Here is a 13,845-nt window from a genome sequence, read left to right as displayed (position 1 = left end):
TGTTGTCACGCACTATGCACACGATTATGTTTTTTTTCTTTCCTAGCAGTAAGTAGTTGTGGTGTAAAAATACCGAGTAATATAACCACAATACCAATCCACTGCATTGGCGATACAACTTCATGAACAAGTGTAATAGAAGCGATAATTGCTGTTGGTAATTCAGCTGCACCTAATATTGTACCAAGTCCCGTTCCGACTTTTGGTACCCCAATTGAAAAACAAATGACAGGTATAATAACCCCGAACAGTCCAAGGAAGAAAGCATATTTCCATAGGCCTGCTTGTAAAGCGCCGTCCGTTAAAAAGGTAGGCGGGAAAAATAAGCATACAATAAGAGTAGCACTCGTTGTCATAAGAAAGCTTTTCGTATAAGGCGGAACATCTGTAGCAACGCGCCCGCTTACAAATACATAGAATGAGAAAGAGACGGCAGCTAATAGTCCGAAAATAATACCTTTCGTAGAAAAGTTTTGTCCAAGACCTTCAAATACTCCACCAGCAAACAATGTACCAGTAAATAAAATAATAATAGATATAACTTTCTCACGGCTTGGGAATGTCCGGTTGGCAATCGCTTCGATGACTACACCAATCCAAGTGAACTGAAAGAGTAAAACGACAGCGATAGAGGCTGGCAATTCTTCTACGGAAATAGCATAGAAAATACCTGTCATACTCATTGTTGTGCCGACTGTTAGTAACGAAAAGAATTGTTTTTTTGATACTTTATGACGTGAAAAGAACAGAACGAGTAAAAGTAGTCCAATCCATCCGAAGACATATTGCCCTCCTAGTAGTTGGTGTGCGGAAAATCCGTCGATGAATCCGAGTTTAAAAATAGTTGAAAGTACGCCGTAGCTACAAGCGCCGAATAAAACTAGTAATGAATACTTAAACTTCTCCATAAAAATCCTCCTTTTAAATAATAAAAAACGCCCGCCATCCAAATAAGGATAACGGGCGAACGAAACAGAGTAAGATACTCTACAAAATTCCGCCATTCATACGAAGTATGAATTTGGGGTATGAAATTAGAGTAGGTTTTACATTGCTTTTGGGAATACAATGGAGCATTTTACACCTTGAGGTGTGTTTTGTATTCCATAAGGAAACTGATGTTTATCTAATATTTGTTTTACAATATATAACCCAAGACCACTACCTTGTACTAAGCCATGTTTGTCAGGATTTGCGCGATAGAATGGTTCAAATAAATGGGCAAGTTTATCTTCATCAATTTGAGAACCTGTATTTAATACTTCTAATGCGTAACCGTTTGGCTTTTCATAAAGTTTTATATATACATGCTGATGGTCAATTGTATAATGAATTGCATTTGAAATAATGTTAAAAATAGCAGTTTGCATAAATTTAGGATCAGCTAAAATTTGTACATCTTGTTTAATGTTAGATTGAACATTTAATTGTTTTACAGATACAAAATAATCTACTTTCTTTATAACGTCCTCAATAATATTAGTTAATGAGATAACTTTTAAATTTGGTTTAAATTGAGGGTTTTGTATTTTGGATAATTCTGACACTTTTTCCGTTAATATGTTAATATCTTGCATCATCTCATATGAACGTTTTAAATATTTATCTCTATCTTTATAAGCGCCAATTCCGTGAATCATGCCATCGAGTTGTCCCATAACGGCTGCGATTGGTGTTTTTAATTCATGGGATATCATAGACATAAATTCTTTACGAGATTGTTCTAACTGTTGTTCCTTCTTGAGTTCATTTCTTAAATCTTGATTGCTTTCATGTAAATTTTTCACAATAGTAGGTACTTGTGAGGCAGCTACTTGCAAATTAAAATCTGTTTGATCTATATTTTTGTTAAGTAGCTTTTTATCTGAGAAATCAAGATTCATAATATCTTTTAAAGCATCGCTCATATATCGGAAAGGTTTGGCGATTATTTTTGCGTAGATTAAAGATCCAAGCAGAGATAATGCAAGCATTGTCGCCCCAATATGTGGAGCTAACTGCTGCAACACATCTGTTAACTTTGGATTATCATGTGTATCATTTGCTTTACTTGCTGCATTTTGTGTATGTAAGGCATCATTGTTAGTAACTTGCTTTTCCGCTTCTGTAAGTGAAGACGTTGTGTTACTTTTCCCCGGAATATTTTGTGCATGTTCTTTTGCTTTTGCAGTTTGGCTAGGCTGCAAAAGATGATTGATGGCTGTAGAGAGTGTTTTCATGTCTATTTGAGAAGATTGAAAATTAGAGATGCTACTCTCTGACACAGCTTTATTTTGCTTTGTTTTACTTTGGTCGTTTTGTTTGTCTGATTCCGCTTGTTCCGCAGTTTGCGTTCCAGAAGCTTTCAAACGATCTTTATCGTAATTTGAGGCTAGAAAATAAATAATTTGATAAAGACAAAGTGATAATAGAATACAAAATAATAAGGTTTTGATGAATATATTTTTGGTGATGTTGTCTTTGCTACGATTCGATTTTGTAGCCAATGCCTTTCACCGTTTTAATATAAGGAATTTCTAATTTTTTTCGTAAGTTTTTAATATGTGTATCTATAACCCTCACATCACCATAATGTTCATAGCCCCATACCTTATTCAACAAATCACTTCTTGATAGTACTTTTCCCCGATTTTGCAGTAAAGTATATATAATTTCAAATTCTTTTGTAGTCAATTCAATTTGATTACCATGAACATAAGCGGCATATGCTGTAGAATTTAACATCAATTCATGGAATTGTAGTATAGTTGCAGCTTCTGCTTCCTTTGTTGCTGCCCTTCTTAATACAGCTTCTACACGTTTTATAAATACGGTGTAATGGAACGGTTTTGTAATATAGTCATCAATACCTAACTCAAATCCTTTAATTTCACTTTCTTCATTATGTAAGCCTGTTAACATAATGATTGGTACATCAGATTGTCCTCGCATAATTTTACAAATACTATAGCCATCTATATCTGGTAACATTACATCGAGGAGGACAAGATCGTATGAATTTTTTTGGAAAAGAAGAATGCCTTCTGTTCCAGCACCAACTACATCAACAGTAAAGTTTTGTGCCATTAGAAATTCACGAATAAGTTCTTGTATATCTGGGTTGTCTTCAATCACCAGTATATGCGTCATAGTAACACCTCCTAAATAACGCTTTTTACTGCAATATTCGAATTCGTCATTTTTCGGATGACTCAGATTGTTTATACATATAATAAGCCCCCGCTATAAAATAGTAATGAAAGTAGCAAGGGGGATTGTTTAGTGTCACTGAATAGTTCAGAATTACAGTAGTTCTATTATAGTATGTATTGTAAAATTTATAAAACATTATAACTGTATAATTTTAATATCCATGTTTATCAATGTTACGATGAAGTTGAATGCAATCTATTTTTATTATATATGTAAATACAGTTACTTTGCTACTGTAAATGAATAAATAAAATAAGCCAAGACATAAAATTCTTGGCTACACATAAATCTTGTTCTTAGGCTAATTTACAGTGACAGTAGCTTGCTGCTGAACGCGCTCAAATAACCAGTGAATATCATTGTTAAACATACGAATACAACCAAGTGTTGTTGCTTTCCCGATTGCTTGATTATTGTTAGTTCCATGAATCGCATACGTTGTTCCGTAAGTTCCTGCCATATTTAATCCGAGCCAGCGGTCCCCAAGTGGATTACGTGGATCGCCGCCTTTAATTTTTCCTGTATAGTAAGGACGGTTTTTAATTTTATTTACGATTTGAAAAGTACCCTTAGGTGTTGGTGTTGCTGCTTTTCCAGTAGCGACAGTGAAACTTTTTATGAATTTTCCATCTTGATAATAATCCATTGTATTTATTTTTGTGTTTACGATAAGCTGATCTTTCGTCGTAGCTGCTTCTGCAGTAGTGAATGGAAGAGTTAAAAATCCTAATGATAATAGCGCACTTAATAATAGTTTTTTCATTATATTCTCCTTTTACTTATTGTAGTAGTCTTACATACAATGAATTTGTAAACCTCGTAATGCTTGATTGACATTTTCATCTAATGTTTCAAAGAAGGTAGTAATCTTTGGATTACATTTGTTGCTTTTATCAATAAGTAATCTTTCATTTAATAAAAGCTCACCATGTAGTCCAAAACTTTGAACTCGAATATTTAGTTCATCTTCAGTTTCAGAAATAATCGGTAAGAAATAGTGAAAAGCTTTCGTTGGAATGATGTAGCTTTTGCCAATCATGCTTTCTTGATTTGAATTAACCCATTTTCTCGTGACGATCTTAATGTTCTTTTTTGAAACGATAAAAGACAGCGTTGTAGATTTTGTTAAACTTACGTCAAATTCATTTGTTTCACATATTTGTAAATTAAAAACGGTTTCATTTTGATGAGATTCAGCATTCGTATTAATAAAATCGTGCATTTTATAAGCTTCCATTTCTTATTCACCCTTTTTTCAATTTCGAAAAGCGACTTATATTTATTCAGTTTAATGTTTAGTCATATATTAGCTAAATTTTTCAACAAATTCCGATATAATCTTACAATACGTATATGAAGCTAATATGAAGTTCATATGAGTTTGTGGTGGTTTTTTATAGAGAACAAAATCCGGTGGTTTTTGAGTGTTAAAAACCGGATAAAAATGTATATTAATGGTTTTTTTTACGATATATAGTTGTTAGCTCGTTTTTAAATGATAGTAGATATATGTAAATAAAGAACAGAAAACCTTAGCATGAGCCTTACAAAAATGTAATAAAAATGTAAGCTATTGTGATAGTTATTTCGACAATTTTTTTATACAATAATAGTAACAAGTTGTACGTGAATGAAAGGGGAGATGACATGGAATGGGTTCATGAATTATTTCAGCAATACGGGTATTATGTAGTACTTGTAGGCTTGCTGTTAGAATATATTGCACTTCCGTTTCCGGGAGAGCCAACATTAGCATATGCGGGATTTTTAGCACAGAAGGGTGATTTAAGTTTACCTATTTTAATTATCCTATCCTTTATTGGGACAAGTGTAGGAATGACAATCCAATACTTTTTAGGAAATAAGCTTGGTATGCCTTTTGTTCAAAAATACGGGAAGTACGTATTTTTAACACACAAAAAAATTGATTTAACGAGAATGTGGTTCGATAAGTATGGATATTTTCTAATCTTTATCGGTTTCTTCATTCCTGGAGTACGTCATTTTACAGGATACTTTGCAGGTATCATTAACTTACCGTTTCGCCGTTTCGCGATTACAATTTATTCAGGTGCTTTATTCTGGGTATCATTCTTTTTAATCGGTGGCTACTGGTTAGGTGGTAACTTACATGATATTTTCGGATTATTGGAAGATCATATCGGCAAAATCATTTTCGGAGCCATTGTCATTGTAGCAATTACGTTAAGCGTTCGTTTCCGCAAGCAACTAAAACGAGTATTTTTACAAAACGCAAGTTAATATGGAATCCATTCTATGTCAGATTTTAGGGAGGCAGTGCAAAAGCACTGCCTTTTTTATTGTATTTTCCAGTTTGCTTTTATTTTTCCATCGATACCGTAACCGGTGGCTGGTATATAATACGTTCCCGTTCTATTAGGTGAAAGTTCATACGTATCGTCACTTAGTTCGGAAAGGGGTTCATATTTATTAAATTCACTAGAAAAGCCAGTGCTATAACCTTGGTAGGTGCTATTTTCAGTAATAAGGAAGTTTACGTTGACCTCAATTATGTAGTTCTTGAAGATTATTATATAAGTTATGTTTAGTATAATATATATTCGTTTTTGACATGTATCTACGTCAAAATGACAATTATAATTGACAAAGATAAGGATATTATTTACAATTTTAATTAAATAAATGAAAAAGAGGGAAGACATGAAGCTTCAAAATCGAGTGAGGGAATTTCGAGCAAAGCATCGTTTATCACAAGGGGATTTAGGGAAAGCGATTGGCTCATCACGGCAAACCATTAGTTTAATTGAGCGTGGAGATTATGCACCATCTATTGTGTTATCGCTAAAAATCGCACAAATTTTTGGAGCGCCGGTGGAGGAGATATTTATGTTGGTGGAGGGGGAAGAGGACGATGAAGATGAAGAGTAAACGAAAAAAACAATTTGATTTTGTGGGGAAAATAGCATTAAGTATGATGGGTGGCTTTTTAACATCTTATATAGCTTTAAATTTACTCTCGAATGAACCGAGAAAATTATCATCTAATACATTTATAGGTGTATGTACTATTTTTGGAATCTTAATGATGTACTACACTTGGAAGAATACACGTATGTTAGCGGAGGCACGCGATGAAGAAGAGAGCGTACAAGGCAGAAAATTAGGCATTATAAGTATATATTTACGTGTAGGTGATATAGTTACGCAGGCATGGTTTGTATATGCAGTTATTACATGTAGACGTGCACTGTTACAGGATACAAATGTGTCATTTGCAGTGTGGAATTTAGTAGCTTCTATTGTCTGTTTAACTATTGTAGTGGTTATCGGGCTCATAACAAAAAATCGTTATAATAAGCTATATCCTGAACAAGGTGTAACATATATGGAATCTATGAAAATGTGGACGAAAAACGCAGATGAAGGATTAAAGCACATTGTGCATGAGGCTGGATATAAAGCATATGAATTTACGAATACAATATTGGCATATGTATGGTGGGCTGCCGTTATATATACAGCGGCTAGTGATATCGATTTTGTATTAATTGGCTTAATCTCATTTATTTGGATATTGCATCTCGGAAAATTCATGTACGAAATGCAGAGAAAAATGATTTATTAAGGGGAGAAAAAGGTGGATATTTTAAGAAGGCCAGCTGGTTCCATGACGGCGGCGCTAGTTCTGTCCATTTTATACGGAGTAATTCGAACTGGGAAATTAGAAGTAATGTTGAATATATGGGCAGTATTTGGAATTGTATTATTAGTGTTAGCCATTCATGAGCTAGGGCACGTAGTATTTGGTTTGATAGGTGGTTTGAATTTTAAATTTATGACAGTAGGACCTATCACTGTTCAAAAAGAAAAGGGGAAATTACGCATTCGAGAAAATAAATTATGGGCGTACTTTGGTGGTGTGGTGATGTTAGCACCGTCTTCTATAGAGACACCGAACCTTTCAAAGAAATGGGCGTGGATGACTTTAGGCGGACCAATTATGAGTTTATTATTCGGTATTACTTCAGGTTACATATACATGGTGAGCTATTATCAATATCTTTTATATTTTTCCGTTTTCCACTTTGTGATTTTTGCAGTTACAATCGTGCCGATAAAGGGAACGCTACTAAGCGATGGCATGCAATTTCTCATTTTAATTAAAGATGATGAAAAAGCTAAGCAGCATTTATATACGATTCAAATATCGAGTGAGTTATTTAGTTATAAAAGACCGAAAGATTGGGATGAGAGATTAGTAGAACTTAGTGAGGAAAAATTAAAAGAGGATAAAAGTATAAGAGAGATAATGAGCGGACTTATGCTCGTCTTTTATGCCCGAGCTGATCAAAAGGGAATGGAAAGAGCGATACCGTATATAGAACAAATTGTTCAGCTATCTGTAACGAAGGAAAATAAATTTTTCGTTGGTAGTTTTCATAGTTGGTATCTTTTATATAAAGCTCTTTATCAGACGGATAGCCTTTCTCTGCAAGAAGCAAAGGAACATGCAAAGGCCATTACCAAAATGGATTTAAACGGATATTACCGTACACAAGGAATTATTAAATATTTAGAGGACGATATGGAAGCTTCCCGCATTTATATGAAGAAAGCTGATAAAGAATTGGAGAGTGCTGAGAAGAGTGGAATGGGATATTTACAAGTAGAGAGAGAATGGTTTGAGCAGCTACAGGCGAGGGTATCTTACGATGGGTGAGGTATCCTCTTTTTTATATGTCATCTTATTCGATTTCATAAAAAACGAAGTACAGGTAGAATAAAAGAGATAGGAGGAGATACATATGGAAATTTTATCGATTATTTTGATAGTCTTGCTCATTTATGCTGTTTTTAAAGTGGCGTATGTAGCATTAAAGATACTCGCGATCCTATTAATTATCTTTTTAATCGTTGAGTTCGGCAGTAAGTTACTTGGGGGATAGGCATGTTGTGCGTTTTGAGTGTCGAACCGTCGATATAATGAAAAAATCGCTGATATAAGTGGAGAAACGATCGATATATTTTAAAAATCGTTGATATATTTAATTGAATACTAAGTGGGGTATATGGGAAAGAAGTTGCCGTGGAGGTAACTTCTTTTTATTTTGGTGATGGGGTATGAACACATCGCTATCAAGCTAATATTTTTAATTACCCCCATAACGAAAATTTTATGCATCGTTGACTATTGATAATGAGACGTTATGTTAACCGAGCATGTATACTATATACAACCAAAATCAAACAACATATCACTTCCTTCAAATGGTAAAATAGGGAAAAAGGAGGTTCTAAATAATGCCTTTAGAAACCAGTATTTATTACATAGAAGTTGCTATTATTTTAGTAATCATCGGTGCACTGTTTGGCGGGATTATACGTATAATTCGGCATACCAGCAATCGCAAAAAGCAAAATCCAATTGAGCAAAAGTTAGATAGGGTTATTCAACTATTAGAAAAACAAAACAAAGATTGACCCTCCCTCCAAACAGGAGGGGTTTGCAATAACTTCCAATAACGATAATTATGTAAATGAGCTGTCCATATGGGCAGCTTATTTTATTTTTTACTTAGCGTGGGTTTTTTCCGAAATGCTGGCGATACTCCTCAATGAATAAAATAACTTAACATGATAAAATAATATTTGGATGGGAGTCCAATACATATTATTAAAAGTAAAGTGGTTCAAGTCGGAGGAAGGCACCTTAGGTGTCTTTTTTACTGTAATTATATTAATGTTTTCTTTGTCATTTGTAATGCATTCAAAGAGTTTATAAGAAGCTTGATGGACGTCAACAAGGGCGATTCGCTAAACAATTAGCTTTATATGTCAAAATGTTACGTGATAACAAAGACATACTGTGATTTGACTTTAGAAGAAATTTTCCCCAATGAAAAACGGTAAAATTTCACACTATTTTACCATTCCTACCAGTGAGAGCTACGGCTCTCTTTTTTTTATTTTTATTCGACAAAATACGACAAAATAGTTGTAACCGTTTCTGTTATGATAGTTTCAGAAATCTTACATTCTACATAACTGGAGGAAACATAATGTATAAAAAAATGGGTACAATTGCATTAACTGGAGCACTTGCTTTTAGTTTGGCTGCATGTGGTGAAACAGAAGTAAAGGAAGTAAGTAAAACTGACGCTCCTAAACAAGAGGAAAAAAAGGACAAAAAAGCATCTACTGAAAACAAAGTTTATAAAACTGGCGAAACAGTAGAAGTTAATGGATTACAAATCACTTTCAATTCAGCTCAATTCGTTGAACCTAATGAGTATTCAAAAGCCGAAAAAGGAAAAGTACTAGAAATTGCTTTCTCTGCAAAAAACAACGGTAAGAAAGATGCTTATATTGGAACAGAAGAATTGAAGATCGCTGATGCTAGTGGTAACCAATTCAAAGAATATTTCGGCGCAGATAATGCATTTATGAATGAAAATGTTGGTCCAGGTAATCAAATTACAGGGAAAATGTACTTTGATGTATCTGAATCAGATAAATATACAGGTACATATAAACCAAACTTTACGTTGGACGATAAATCTGTGAAGTTCGAATTCACACCTGGTAAATAAAAGGAGAAATTATAAATATGAAAAGAACAACTGAATTTGTATTAGGACTTATTGGTGGTATTTTCGGTATTATTTGTGCATTTATCGCTTTAATGATCGGCGGTATGGGAGCTGCGTTTGAAGCTGAAGGTGCAGATAGCATTATCGGTTTAGGATGGGGAGCTGTCGCTCTATCAATCTTAGGGATTGTTGGCTGCGTAGTAGTTAAAAAGAATGCTAAAGTTGGCGGTATCATGATGACAATTGCTTCTATTGGCGGATTCATCTGTATCTCTATCGTTTACTTATTACCAGGAGTATTATTATTAATCGGTGGATTAATGGGCATCTTCCGTAAAGATAAAGCTGCTGTATCTGCATAAAACAGGCACTCGAAAGAGTGCTTTTATTTATGAATTAATACACAAAAGGAGATTAAACAGTGAAACTGACTTTATTTACAATATCTAACGAACAAATTAAAGAACAATTGAGCAAATTACAAACGAAGGTTGAATCTTTGGAATCTATAAAAGAGATTCAAGATAAAATAATCGCAACGAAAGATAGCCAAATAGCTTTTTTAAACGGGCAAATTGCAAATAAAATTAGGAGTAAGTCGAAATTAGGCACTCGAAAGAGTGCTTTTACTATTTCTCAATACTCGAAATTACTTAACGTGGTAAAATAATAATTGGATTGGCATCCAATACCATATTACGATGGTTCAAATCGCAGGAAGGCACCTTAGGGTGTCTTTTTTTTATTTTTAAAAAGGTATCGACAGCGTTTCAGAAAAATACCACGCTAAGAGCATGCAAGATTTTATACAGTTTTTCGGCTAATCCAGTAACAAACGAGAACTCTAAAACCGCGACAGAATAGGAATATATATAAAATACATAGATCGATAGAACAAAAAAGGAGGTTCCCCTGTGAAAATGGGATTCCCCCTTATCCTTGCTACCGATAATGATACGTTATGTTAACCGATCATGTATGGAATATACAGGGATTTATAACTTGATATAGAACATAAAAGGAGGAGTTTATACTGTAAATAAGGAGACATACATGATGTGGTGAATCTTTACACCCTTATTATAGTAAATGTTTATATATATATAATAATAATGCATTTTAATATGAAATATTGCATTTTTATACATTTAGACCTCTATTAGTCATCTCTTAATGGTATCATAGCGAGGTGAGAGTCTTCAAGGGTTCTCCTTAATAGGAGGAAACGATATATGGAAAGAGTGCAATCGATTGACAGTAATATGAAACTCAAGAGCTGGGGTAAACAGGTATTAGCTGTAGGCGGAATGTTAGGGTTCTGCTATTTGGTGTTATATGTTTTCAGTTTCTTAGTTGTTATATAAATACTATACAACTACACTAGTGGGGTCTTGCCTACAGAGGTAAGGCTCTTTTGTTGTACCTGAGGTAAACATACTATACACAATACCTCTCAAGATTTTCGGATTACCCTGTATGGTGCCTTGTTCCTCAGATGGTACAAATATAGGTTGATGGGCATGTGGCGGTACCCTATCGCTATCAAGCTAAGCTCATACAACGTCAATTATAGTAGAGAGTGTTTCTTTTTTCTAAAGGTTATGTGTAAGGAATTTAAAGATTTGCATACGAAATAAACCCTAGCGGGTTTCATTTTTTTGAATTAAGCCGCTTGATTATCAGACATGGTACAATTGTAAACGACACCTAATATAACAAAGACTGTTTTCTTCTCATATCGATGAGATTTTCTCCCGTTTTGCTGTAGGAGATTGAACAGGCGAAGTAACACCTTTGATAGCTCTTGGGTGTTTTTTTTGTATAGTTTGGAATAGAAGAAGGAAATAGTCTTTAATCATATATATGGCTTTATACTCACTAAGCTCTCGTTTTTTCTTCATGAGGAGCAATTGGCGCATTTGAAACATGATAGAAGAACAGAGTAGAATGGCAATCAATTGACCATATAAATGGCACTCTAATCGTTCTGGTTTTATCTTTTTACAATGATGAATTTGAAAGAATGACTTCCACGTTTTAAATAAAATTTCGATTTGCCAACGCAAAGAATACCAGTCATGTACCTGTCCCATCGGGACAATATCTGTAGGGGTGTTTGTCATATATACATTGATACCACTGAGTCGTTTACTACGAGGAGAATACTTCATTCCTTTCTTTTTTTCTCTTACAGCTTGATCTTGTAATCGTTTTTGTTGCTGTTGTTTTGTTAATCGATGAACAATTACACGAGCTGGCACTTTATCAATCATTCCTACATAAGCATCAGCTATTTCACATGTTTGTCCTGGTTGAAGGGAGCTCATTAACGTCTCCATATCTATCTGTATATACTCTGTACCTTTCTTAATTCTTCCGTCTTGAAAATAATCAGGGTTAGGATTTTTTTGATAAATACGTGTATTCGACTTGATACGAGAGATATAGTAGGCCTCTTTATCTTGTATATATTGAAGGTCTTTTAAATGAAAATAACCTAAATCTCGGATACATAAATCATTCGCTGTCACAGTTGGGGCACACAGAGAGCCGTAAGTGCGATCATGTTGTTTACCTGGTCCTGTATGAATATGGAGGAATTGTCCACTTAAAAGGTCATATTCAAGTTGAATTTTTACACCAGCCTTATGGCTACAACCTCCTGCACCAGGATAAACCGATGAAAATACATCTGGAAGTTGAAATGCAGTGGAATCTAAGATACGAATACGCTTAAAAATAGAAGTAAATGAAGAAGAAAACAACCTAGATGAAGATAATTTTTGGTTCAGAAGTTTAGCTAATACTGGTTGTAGAAACTGCACGGCTGCGGCATTAAATCGTTGATTTAGTCCTTCAGGACTGATGAGTACTTCTGTTGATGCTTCTAAACAACTACATAACTGGATTAAGGAAGTTTTTGCTACACTCTGGCTTATCCATACGCATAAAGCTACTAAATCTTGTGCTTGATACTTACTTGTTCGCTGTACAAACCCAACATCCCTAGCTAGATTCTGTAAGATATTTGGGGATGAAAAATTCTGAATCTCCTGTGCAAATAGTTGTAACTCGTCAGATATCGACATATAAAAACACCATCCTTTCCTATGATTCTACAGAAAGAATAGCGTATTTTTTCATTTTAAGAAAGTTTAGTTTTGTTAGCTTAATAGCGATGGGTCTTTACTCCAACAAGGGGATTTATGGAAAATTGTAGAATGTATTAATTTTAAATTCTTATACCCAATTTTTTAGGAGTGACTACAAATGCGAATATACCCTGATTGTCCAATTATTACTAGAACAGTAGAGGTTGGCGGACTTACGAAATCACAGCTTATTCAGAAATTGCAACAATACTCCATTTTGATGAATGAGTATGGAGAAAGACTGCTAGCTGATGATAAATTTACGACTTCTAATACAAAGTACAGCCTGCAGACCGTTGAACTAACCGTTATAGACCTTGGCTTTCCTGATGGAGCTACTACGGCTCAGCTCTTTAAAAGAGCGAGCGAACTTGGTTTGGAATTGTGTCCGCTTGAGCTGGGACCTCAACTAAGATTGGAGTATCTGGAACAGCCTGAAGGTTATTTGGGGAATGCCTCACAACAACATCAAGCTCCATCTGGCTCCATCACAATAGCATCGGAAATATTAACTAAAGACGATGATTTTCCGAAAGGCTTTTATCTTAGACAAATTAATGGCGTGTTTTGGCTACGCGGATACATCGCTGACCATCTGCACGTTTGGAAGCCTGAAGACCACTTTATCTTTGTCAAACAAAAAAATTTTAAAAAGTGAGAAATCATGAGAAACTTACCTGCTTTTGTTCAACTAAAGGGGGGCTTTACTTCATGAGACCGTCGTTAGACGGTCTTTTTTATTGTCCTTGTTTTTAGGGATCACCACATCACCATCAAGCTAAGAAAAGCAAATACCTCAAAACAAAAAAATAAGCTTTTTTGTTACAAGTTAATACAAAATTTAGTTCTGGGGGTACTATAAAATATTAGCTTGATAGCAATGGGGTATGAACAGGAAAGAACAGTAAACAAAAAAGCTGGAAGAATAT

16 protein-coding genes and 2 pseudogenes are annotated in these 13,845 nt (G+C 34.5%); 12 read left to right on the top strand and 6 right to left on the bottom strand.

The window, feature by feature from the left end; translation table 11 throughout:
• Positions 1-5: 5 nt before the first annotated feature.
• The 5 genes from MHH59_RS25235 to MHH59_RS25215 all read right to left on the bottom strand — a co-directional run bounded on the left by MHH59_RS25235 (position 6) and on the right by MHH59_RS25215 (position 4,429).
• Complete coding sequence (locus MHH59_RS25235; RefSeq protein WP_002015976.1) at positions 6-908, bottom strand: EamA family transporter; 903 nt, start codon at positions 906-908, stop codon at positions 6-8.
• A 138-nt stretch (positions 909-1,046) separates the two neighbouring features.
• The gene (locus MHH59_RS25230; protein ID WP_078177973.1) at positions 1,047-2,486 is read right to left on the bottom strand and encodes a sensor histidine kinase; all 1,440 of its coding nucleotides are present in this window, start codon (positions 2,484-2,486) and stop codon (positions 1,047-1,049) included.
• Complete coding sequence (locus tag MHH59_RS25225) at positions 2,464-3,129, bottom strand: response regulator transcription factor (RefSeq protein ID WP_000148832.1); 666 nt, start codon at positions 3,127-3,129, stop codon at positions 2,464-2,466. The genes MHH59_RS25230 and MHH59_RS25225 overlap by 23 nt, the downstream gene beginning before the upstream one ends.
• 364 nt (positions 3,130-3,493) lie before the next feature.
• Positions 3,494-3,955 carry a L,D-transpeptidase gene (locus MHH59_RS25220; RefSeq protein WP_147739975.1) on the bottom strand — a complete coding sequence of 154 codons (462 nt, stop codon included), beginning with the start codon at positions 3,953-3,955 and terminating at the stop codon, positions 3,494-3,496.
• A 30-nt stretch (positions 3,956-3,985) separates the two neighbouring features.
• Entirely contained in the window at positions 3,986-4,429 is a 444-nt protein-coding gene (locus MHH59_RS25215; protein WP_147739974.1) for a DUF3978 family protein, read from the bottom strand.
• Positions 4,430-4,839: 410 nt separating this feature from the next.
• Between MHH59_RS25215 and MHH59_RS25210 the strand changes: the two genes are divergently transcribed.
• From MHH59_RS25210 to MHH59_RS25160, 11 genes and pseudogenes are all read left to right on the top strand, one after another.
• The gene (locus MHH59_RS25210; RefSeq protein ID WP_078177971.1) at positions 4,840-5,454 is read left to right on the top strand and encodes a DedA family protein; all 615 of its coding nucleotides are present in this window, start codon (positions 4,840-4,842) and stop codon (positions 5,452-5,454) included.
• Positions 5,455-5,856: 402 nt separating this feature from the next.
• A complete protein-coding gene (locus MHH59_RS25205) occupies positions 5,857-6,102 on the top strand; it encodes a helix-turn-helix transcriptional regulator (RefSeq protein ID WP_002067963.1) in 246 nt (81 codons plus the stop codon).
• Complete coding sequence (locus MHH59_RS25200; protein WP_033713416.1) at positions 6,092-6,799, top strand: DUF3169 family protein; 708 nt, start codon at positions 6,092-6,094, stop codon at positions 6,797-6,799. Before MHH59_RS25205 ends, MHH59_RS25200 begins: the two co-directional genes overlap by 11 nt.
• 42 nt (positions 6,800-6,841) lie before the next feature.
• On the top strand, positions 6,842-7,894 hold the full coding sequence (locus MHH59_RS25195) for a site-2 protease family protein (RefSeq protein WP_002129811.1): 1,053 nt from the start codon (positions 6,842-6,844) through the stop codon (positions 7,892-7,894).
• Between the two features lie 85 nt (positions 7,895-7,979).
• Positions 7,980-8,120: a DUF3985 family protein gene (locus MHH59_RS25190; RefSeq protein WP_000404757.1), complete on the top strand. Its 141-nt coding sequence runs from the start codon at positions 7,980-7,982 to the stop codon at positions 8,118-8,120.
• 355 nt (positions 8,121-8,475) lie between these two features.
• Positions 8,476-8,655 carry a DUF4083 family protein gene (locus MHH59_RS25185; RefSeq protein WP_002129810.1) on the top strand — a complete coding sequence of 60 codons (180 nt, stop codon included), beginning with the start codon at positions 8,476-8,478 and terminating at the stop codon, positions 8,653-8,655.
• Between the two features lie 284 nt (positions 8,656-8,939).
• Positions 8,940-9,044, top strand: a pseudogene (locus tag MHH59_RS25180) (XRE family transcriptional regulator); the annotation flags it as partial.
• A 189-nt stretch (positions 9,045-9,233) separates the two neighbouring features.
• Positions 9,234-9,764, top strand: a complete 531-nt coding sequence (locus MHH59_RS25175; protein WP_002129799.1) for a DUF4352 domain-containing protein — start codon at positions 9,234-9,236, stop codon at positions 9,762-9,764.
• A gap of 17 nt (positions 9,765-9,781) precedes the next feature.
• On the top strand, positions 9,782-10,126 hold the full coding sequence (locus MHH59_RS25170) for a DUF4064 domain-containing protein (protein WP_002129797.1): 345 nt from the start codon (positions 9,782-9,784) through the stop codon (positions 10,124-10,126).
• 59 nt (positions 10,127-10,185) lie between these two features.
• Positions 10,186-10,434: a hypothetical protein gene (locus tag MHH59_RS25165; protein WP_002129794.1), complete on the top strand. Its 249-nt coding sequence runs from the start codon at positions 10,186-10,188 to the stop codon at positions 10,432-10,434.
• A gap of 562 nt (positions 10,435-10,996) precedes the next feature.
• Positions 10,997-11,128 carry a hypothetical protein gene (locus MHH59_RS25160; protein ID WP_002129792.1) on the top strand — a complete coding sequence of 44 codons (132 nt, stop codon included), beginning with the start codon at positions 10,997-10,999 and terminating at the stop codon, positions 11,126-11,128.
• A 299-nt stretch (positions 11,129-11,427) separates the two neighbouring features.
• Here MHH59_RS25160 and MHH59_RS25155 read toward each other — a convergent pair.
• Positions 11,428-12,853 (bottom strand): annotated as a pseudogene (locus MHH59_RS25155) (IS4 family transposase).
• Positions 12,854-13,034: 181 nt separating this feature from the next.
• Between MHH59_RS25155 and MHH59_RS25150 the strand changes: the two are divergent.
• On the top strand, positions 13,035-13,574 hold the full coding sequence (locus MHH59_RS25150; protein ID WP_002129788.1) for a hypothetical protein: 540 nt from the start codon (positions 13,035-13,037) through the stop codon (positions 13,572-13,574).
• Positions 13,575-13,845 lie beyond the last annotated feature (271 nt).

The sequence above is a fragment of the Bacillus sp. FSL E2-0195 genome (assembly GCF_038003645.1).
Lineage (GTDB): Bacteria > Bacillota > Bacilli > Bacillales > Bacillaceae_G > Bacillus_A > Bacillus_A mycoides.
This window is presented reverse-complemented; position numbering and strand designations above follow the sequence as displayed.

What these genes read in the sequence shown, in the direction of transcription:
- MHH59_RS25235 (WP_002015976.1), bottom strand. Translation starts at nt 908, where the DNA reads ATGGAGAAGTTTAAGTATTCATTACTAGTTTTATTCGGCGCTTGTAGC.
- MHH59_RS25225 (WP_000148832.1), bottom strand. Translation starts at nt 3,129, where the DNA reads ATGACGCATATACTGGTGATTGAAGACAACCCAGATATACAAGAACTT.
- MHH59_RS25220 (WP_147739975.1), bottom strand. Translation starts at nt 3,955, where the DNA reads ATGAAAAAACTATTATTAAGTGCGCTATTATCATTAGGATTTTTAACT.
- MHH59_RS25215 (WP_147739974.1), bottom strand. Translation starts at nt 4,429, where the DNA reads ATGGAAGCTTATAAAATGCACGATTTTATTAATACGAATGCTGAATCT.
- MHH59_RS25210 (WP_078177971.1), top strand. Translation starts at nt 4,840, where the DNA reads ATGGAATGGGTTCATGAATTATTTCAGCAATACGGGTATTATGTAGTA.
- MHH59_RS25205 (WP_002067963.1), top strand. Translation starts at nt 5,857, where the DNA reads ATGAAAAAGAGGGAAGACATGAAGCTTCAAAATCGAGTGAGGGAATTT.
- MHH59_RS25200 (WP_033713416.1), top strand. Translation starts at nt 6,092, where the DNA reads ATGAAGAGTAAACGAAAAAAACAATTTGATTTTGTGGGGAAAATAGCA.
- MHH59_RS25195 (WP_002129811.1), top strand. Translation starts at nt 6,842, where the DNA reads ATGACGGCGGCGCTAGTTCTGTCCATTTTATACGGAGTAATTCGAACT.
- MHH59_RS25190 (WP_000404757.1), top strand. Translation starts at nt 7,980, where the DNA reads ATGGAAATTTTATCGATTATTTTGATAGTCTTGCTCATTTATGCTGTT.
- MHH59_RS25185 (WP_002129810.1), top strand. Translation starts at nt 8,476, where the DNA reads ATGCCTTTAGAAACCAGTATTTATTACATAGAAGTTGCTATTATTTTA.
- MHH59_RS25175 (WP_002129799.1), top strand. Translation starts at nt 9,234, where the DNA reads ATGTATAAAAAAATGGGTACAATTGCATTAACTGGAGCACTTGCTTTT.
- MHH59_RS25170 (WP_002129797.1), top strand. Translation starts at nt 9,782, where the DNA reads ATGAAAAGAACAACTGAATTTGTATTAGGACTTATTGGTGGTATTTTC.
- MHH59_RS25160 (WP_002129792.1), top strand. Translation starts at nt 10,997, where the DNA reads ATGGAAAGAGTGCAATCGATTGACAGTAATATGAAACTCAAGAGCTGG.
- MHH59_RS25150 (WP_002129788.1), top strand. Translation starts at nt 13,035, where the DNA reads ATGCGAATATACCCTGATTGTCCAATTATTACTAGAACAGTAGAGGTT.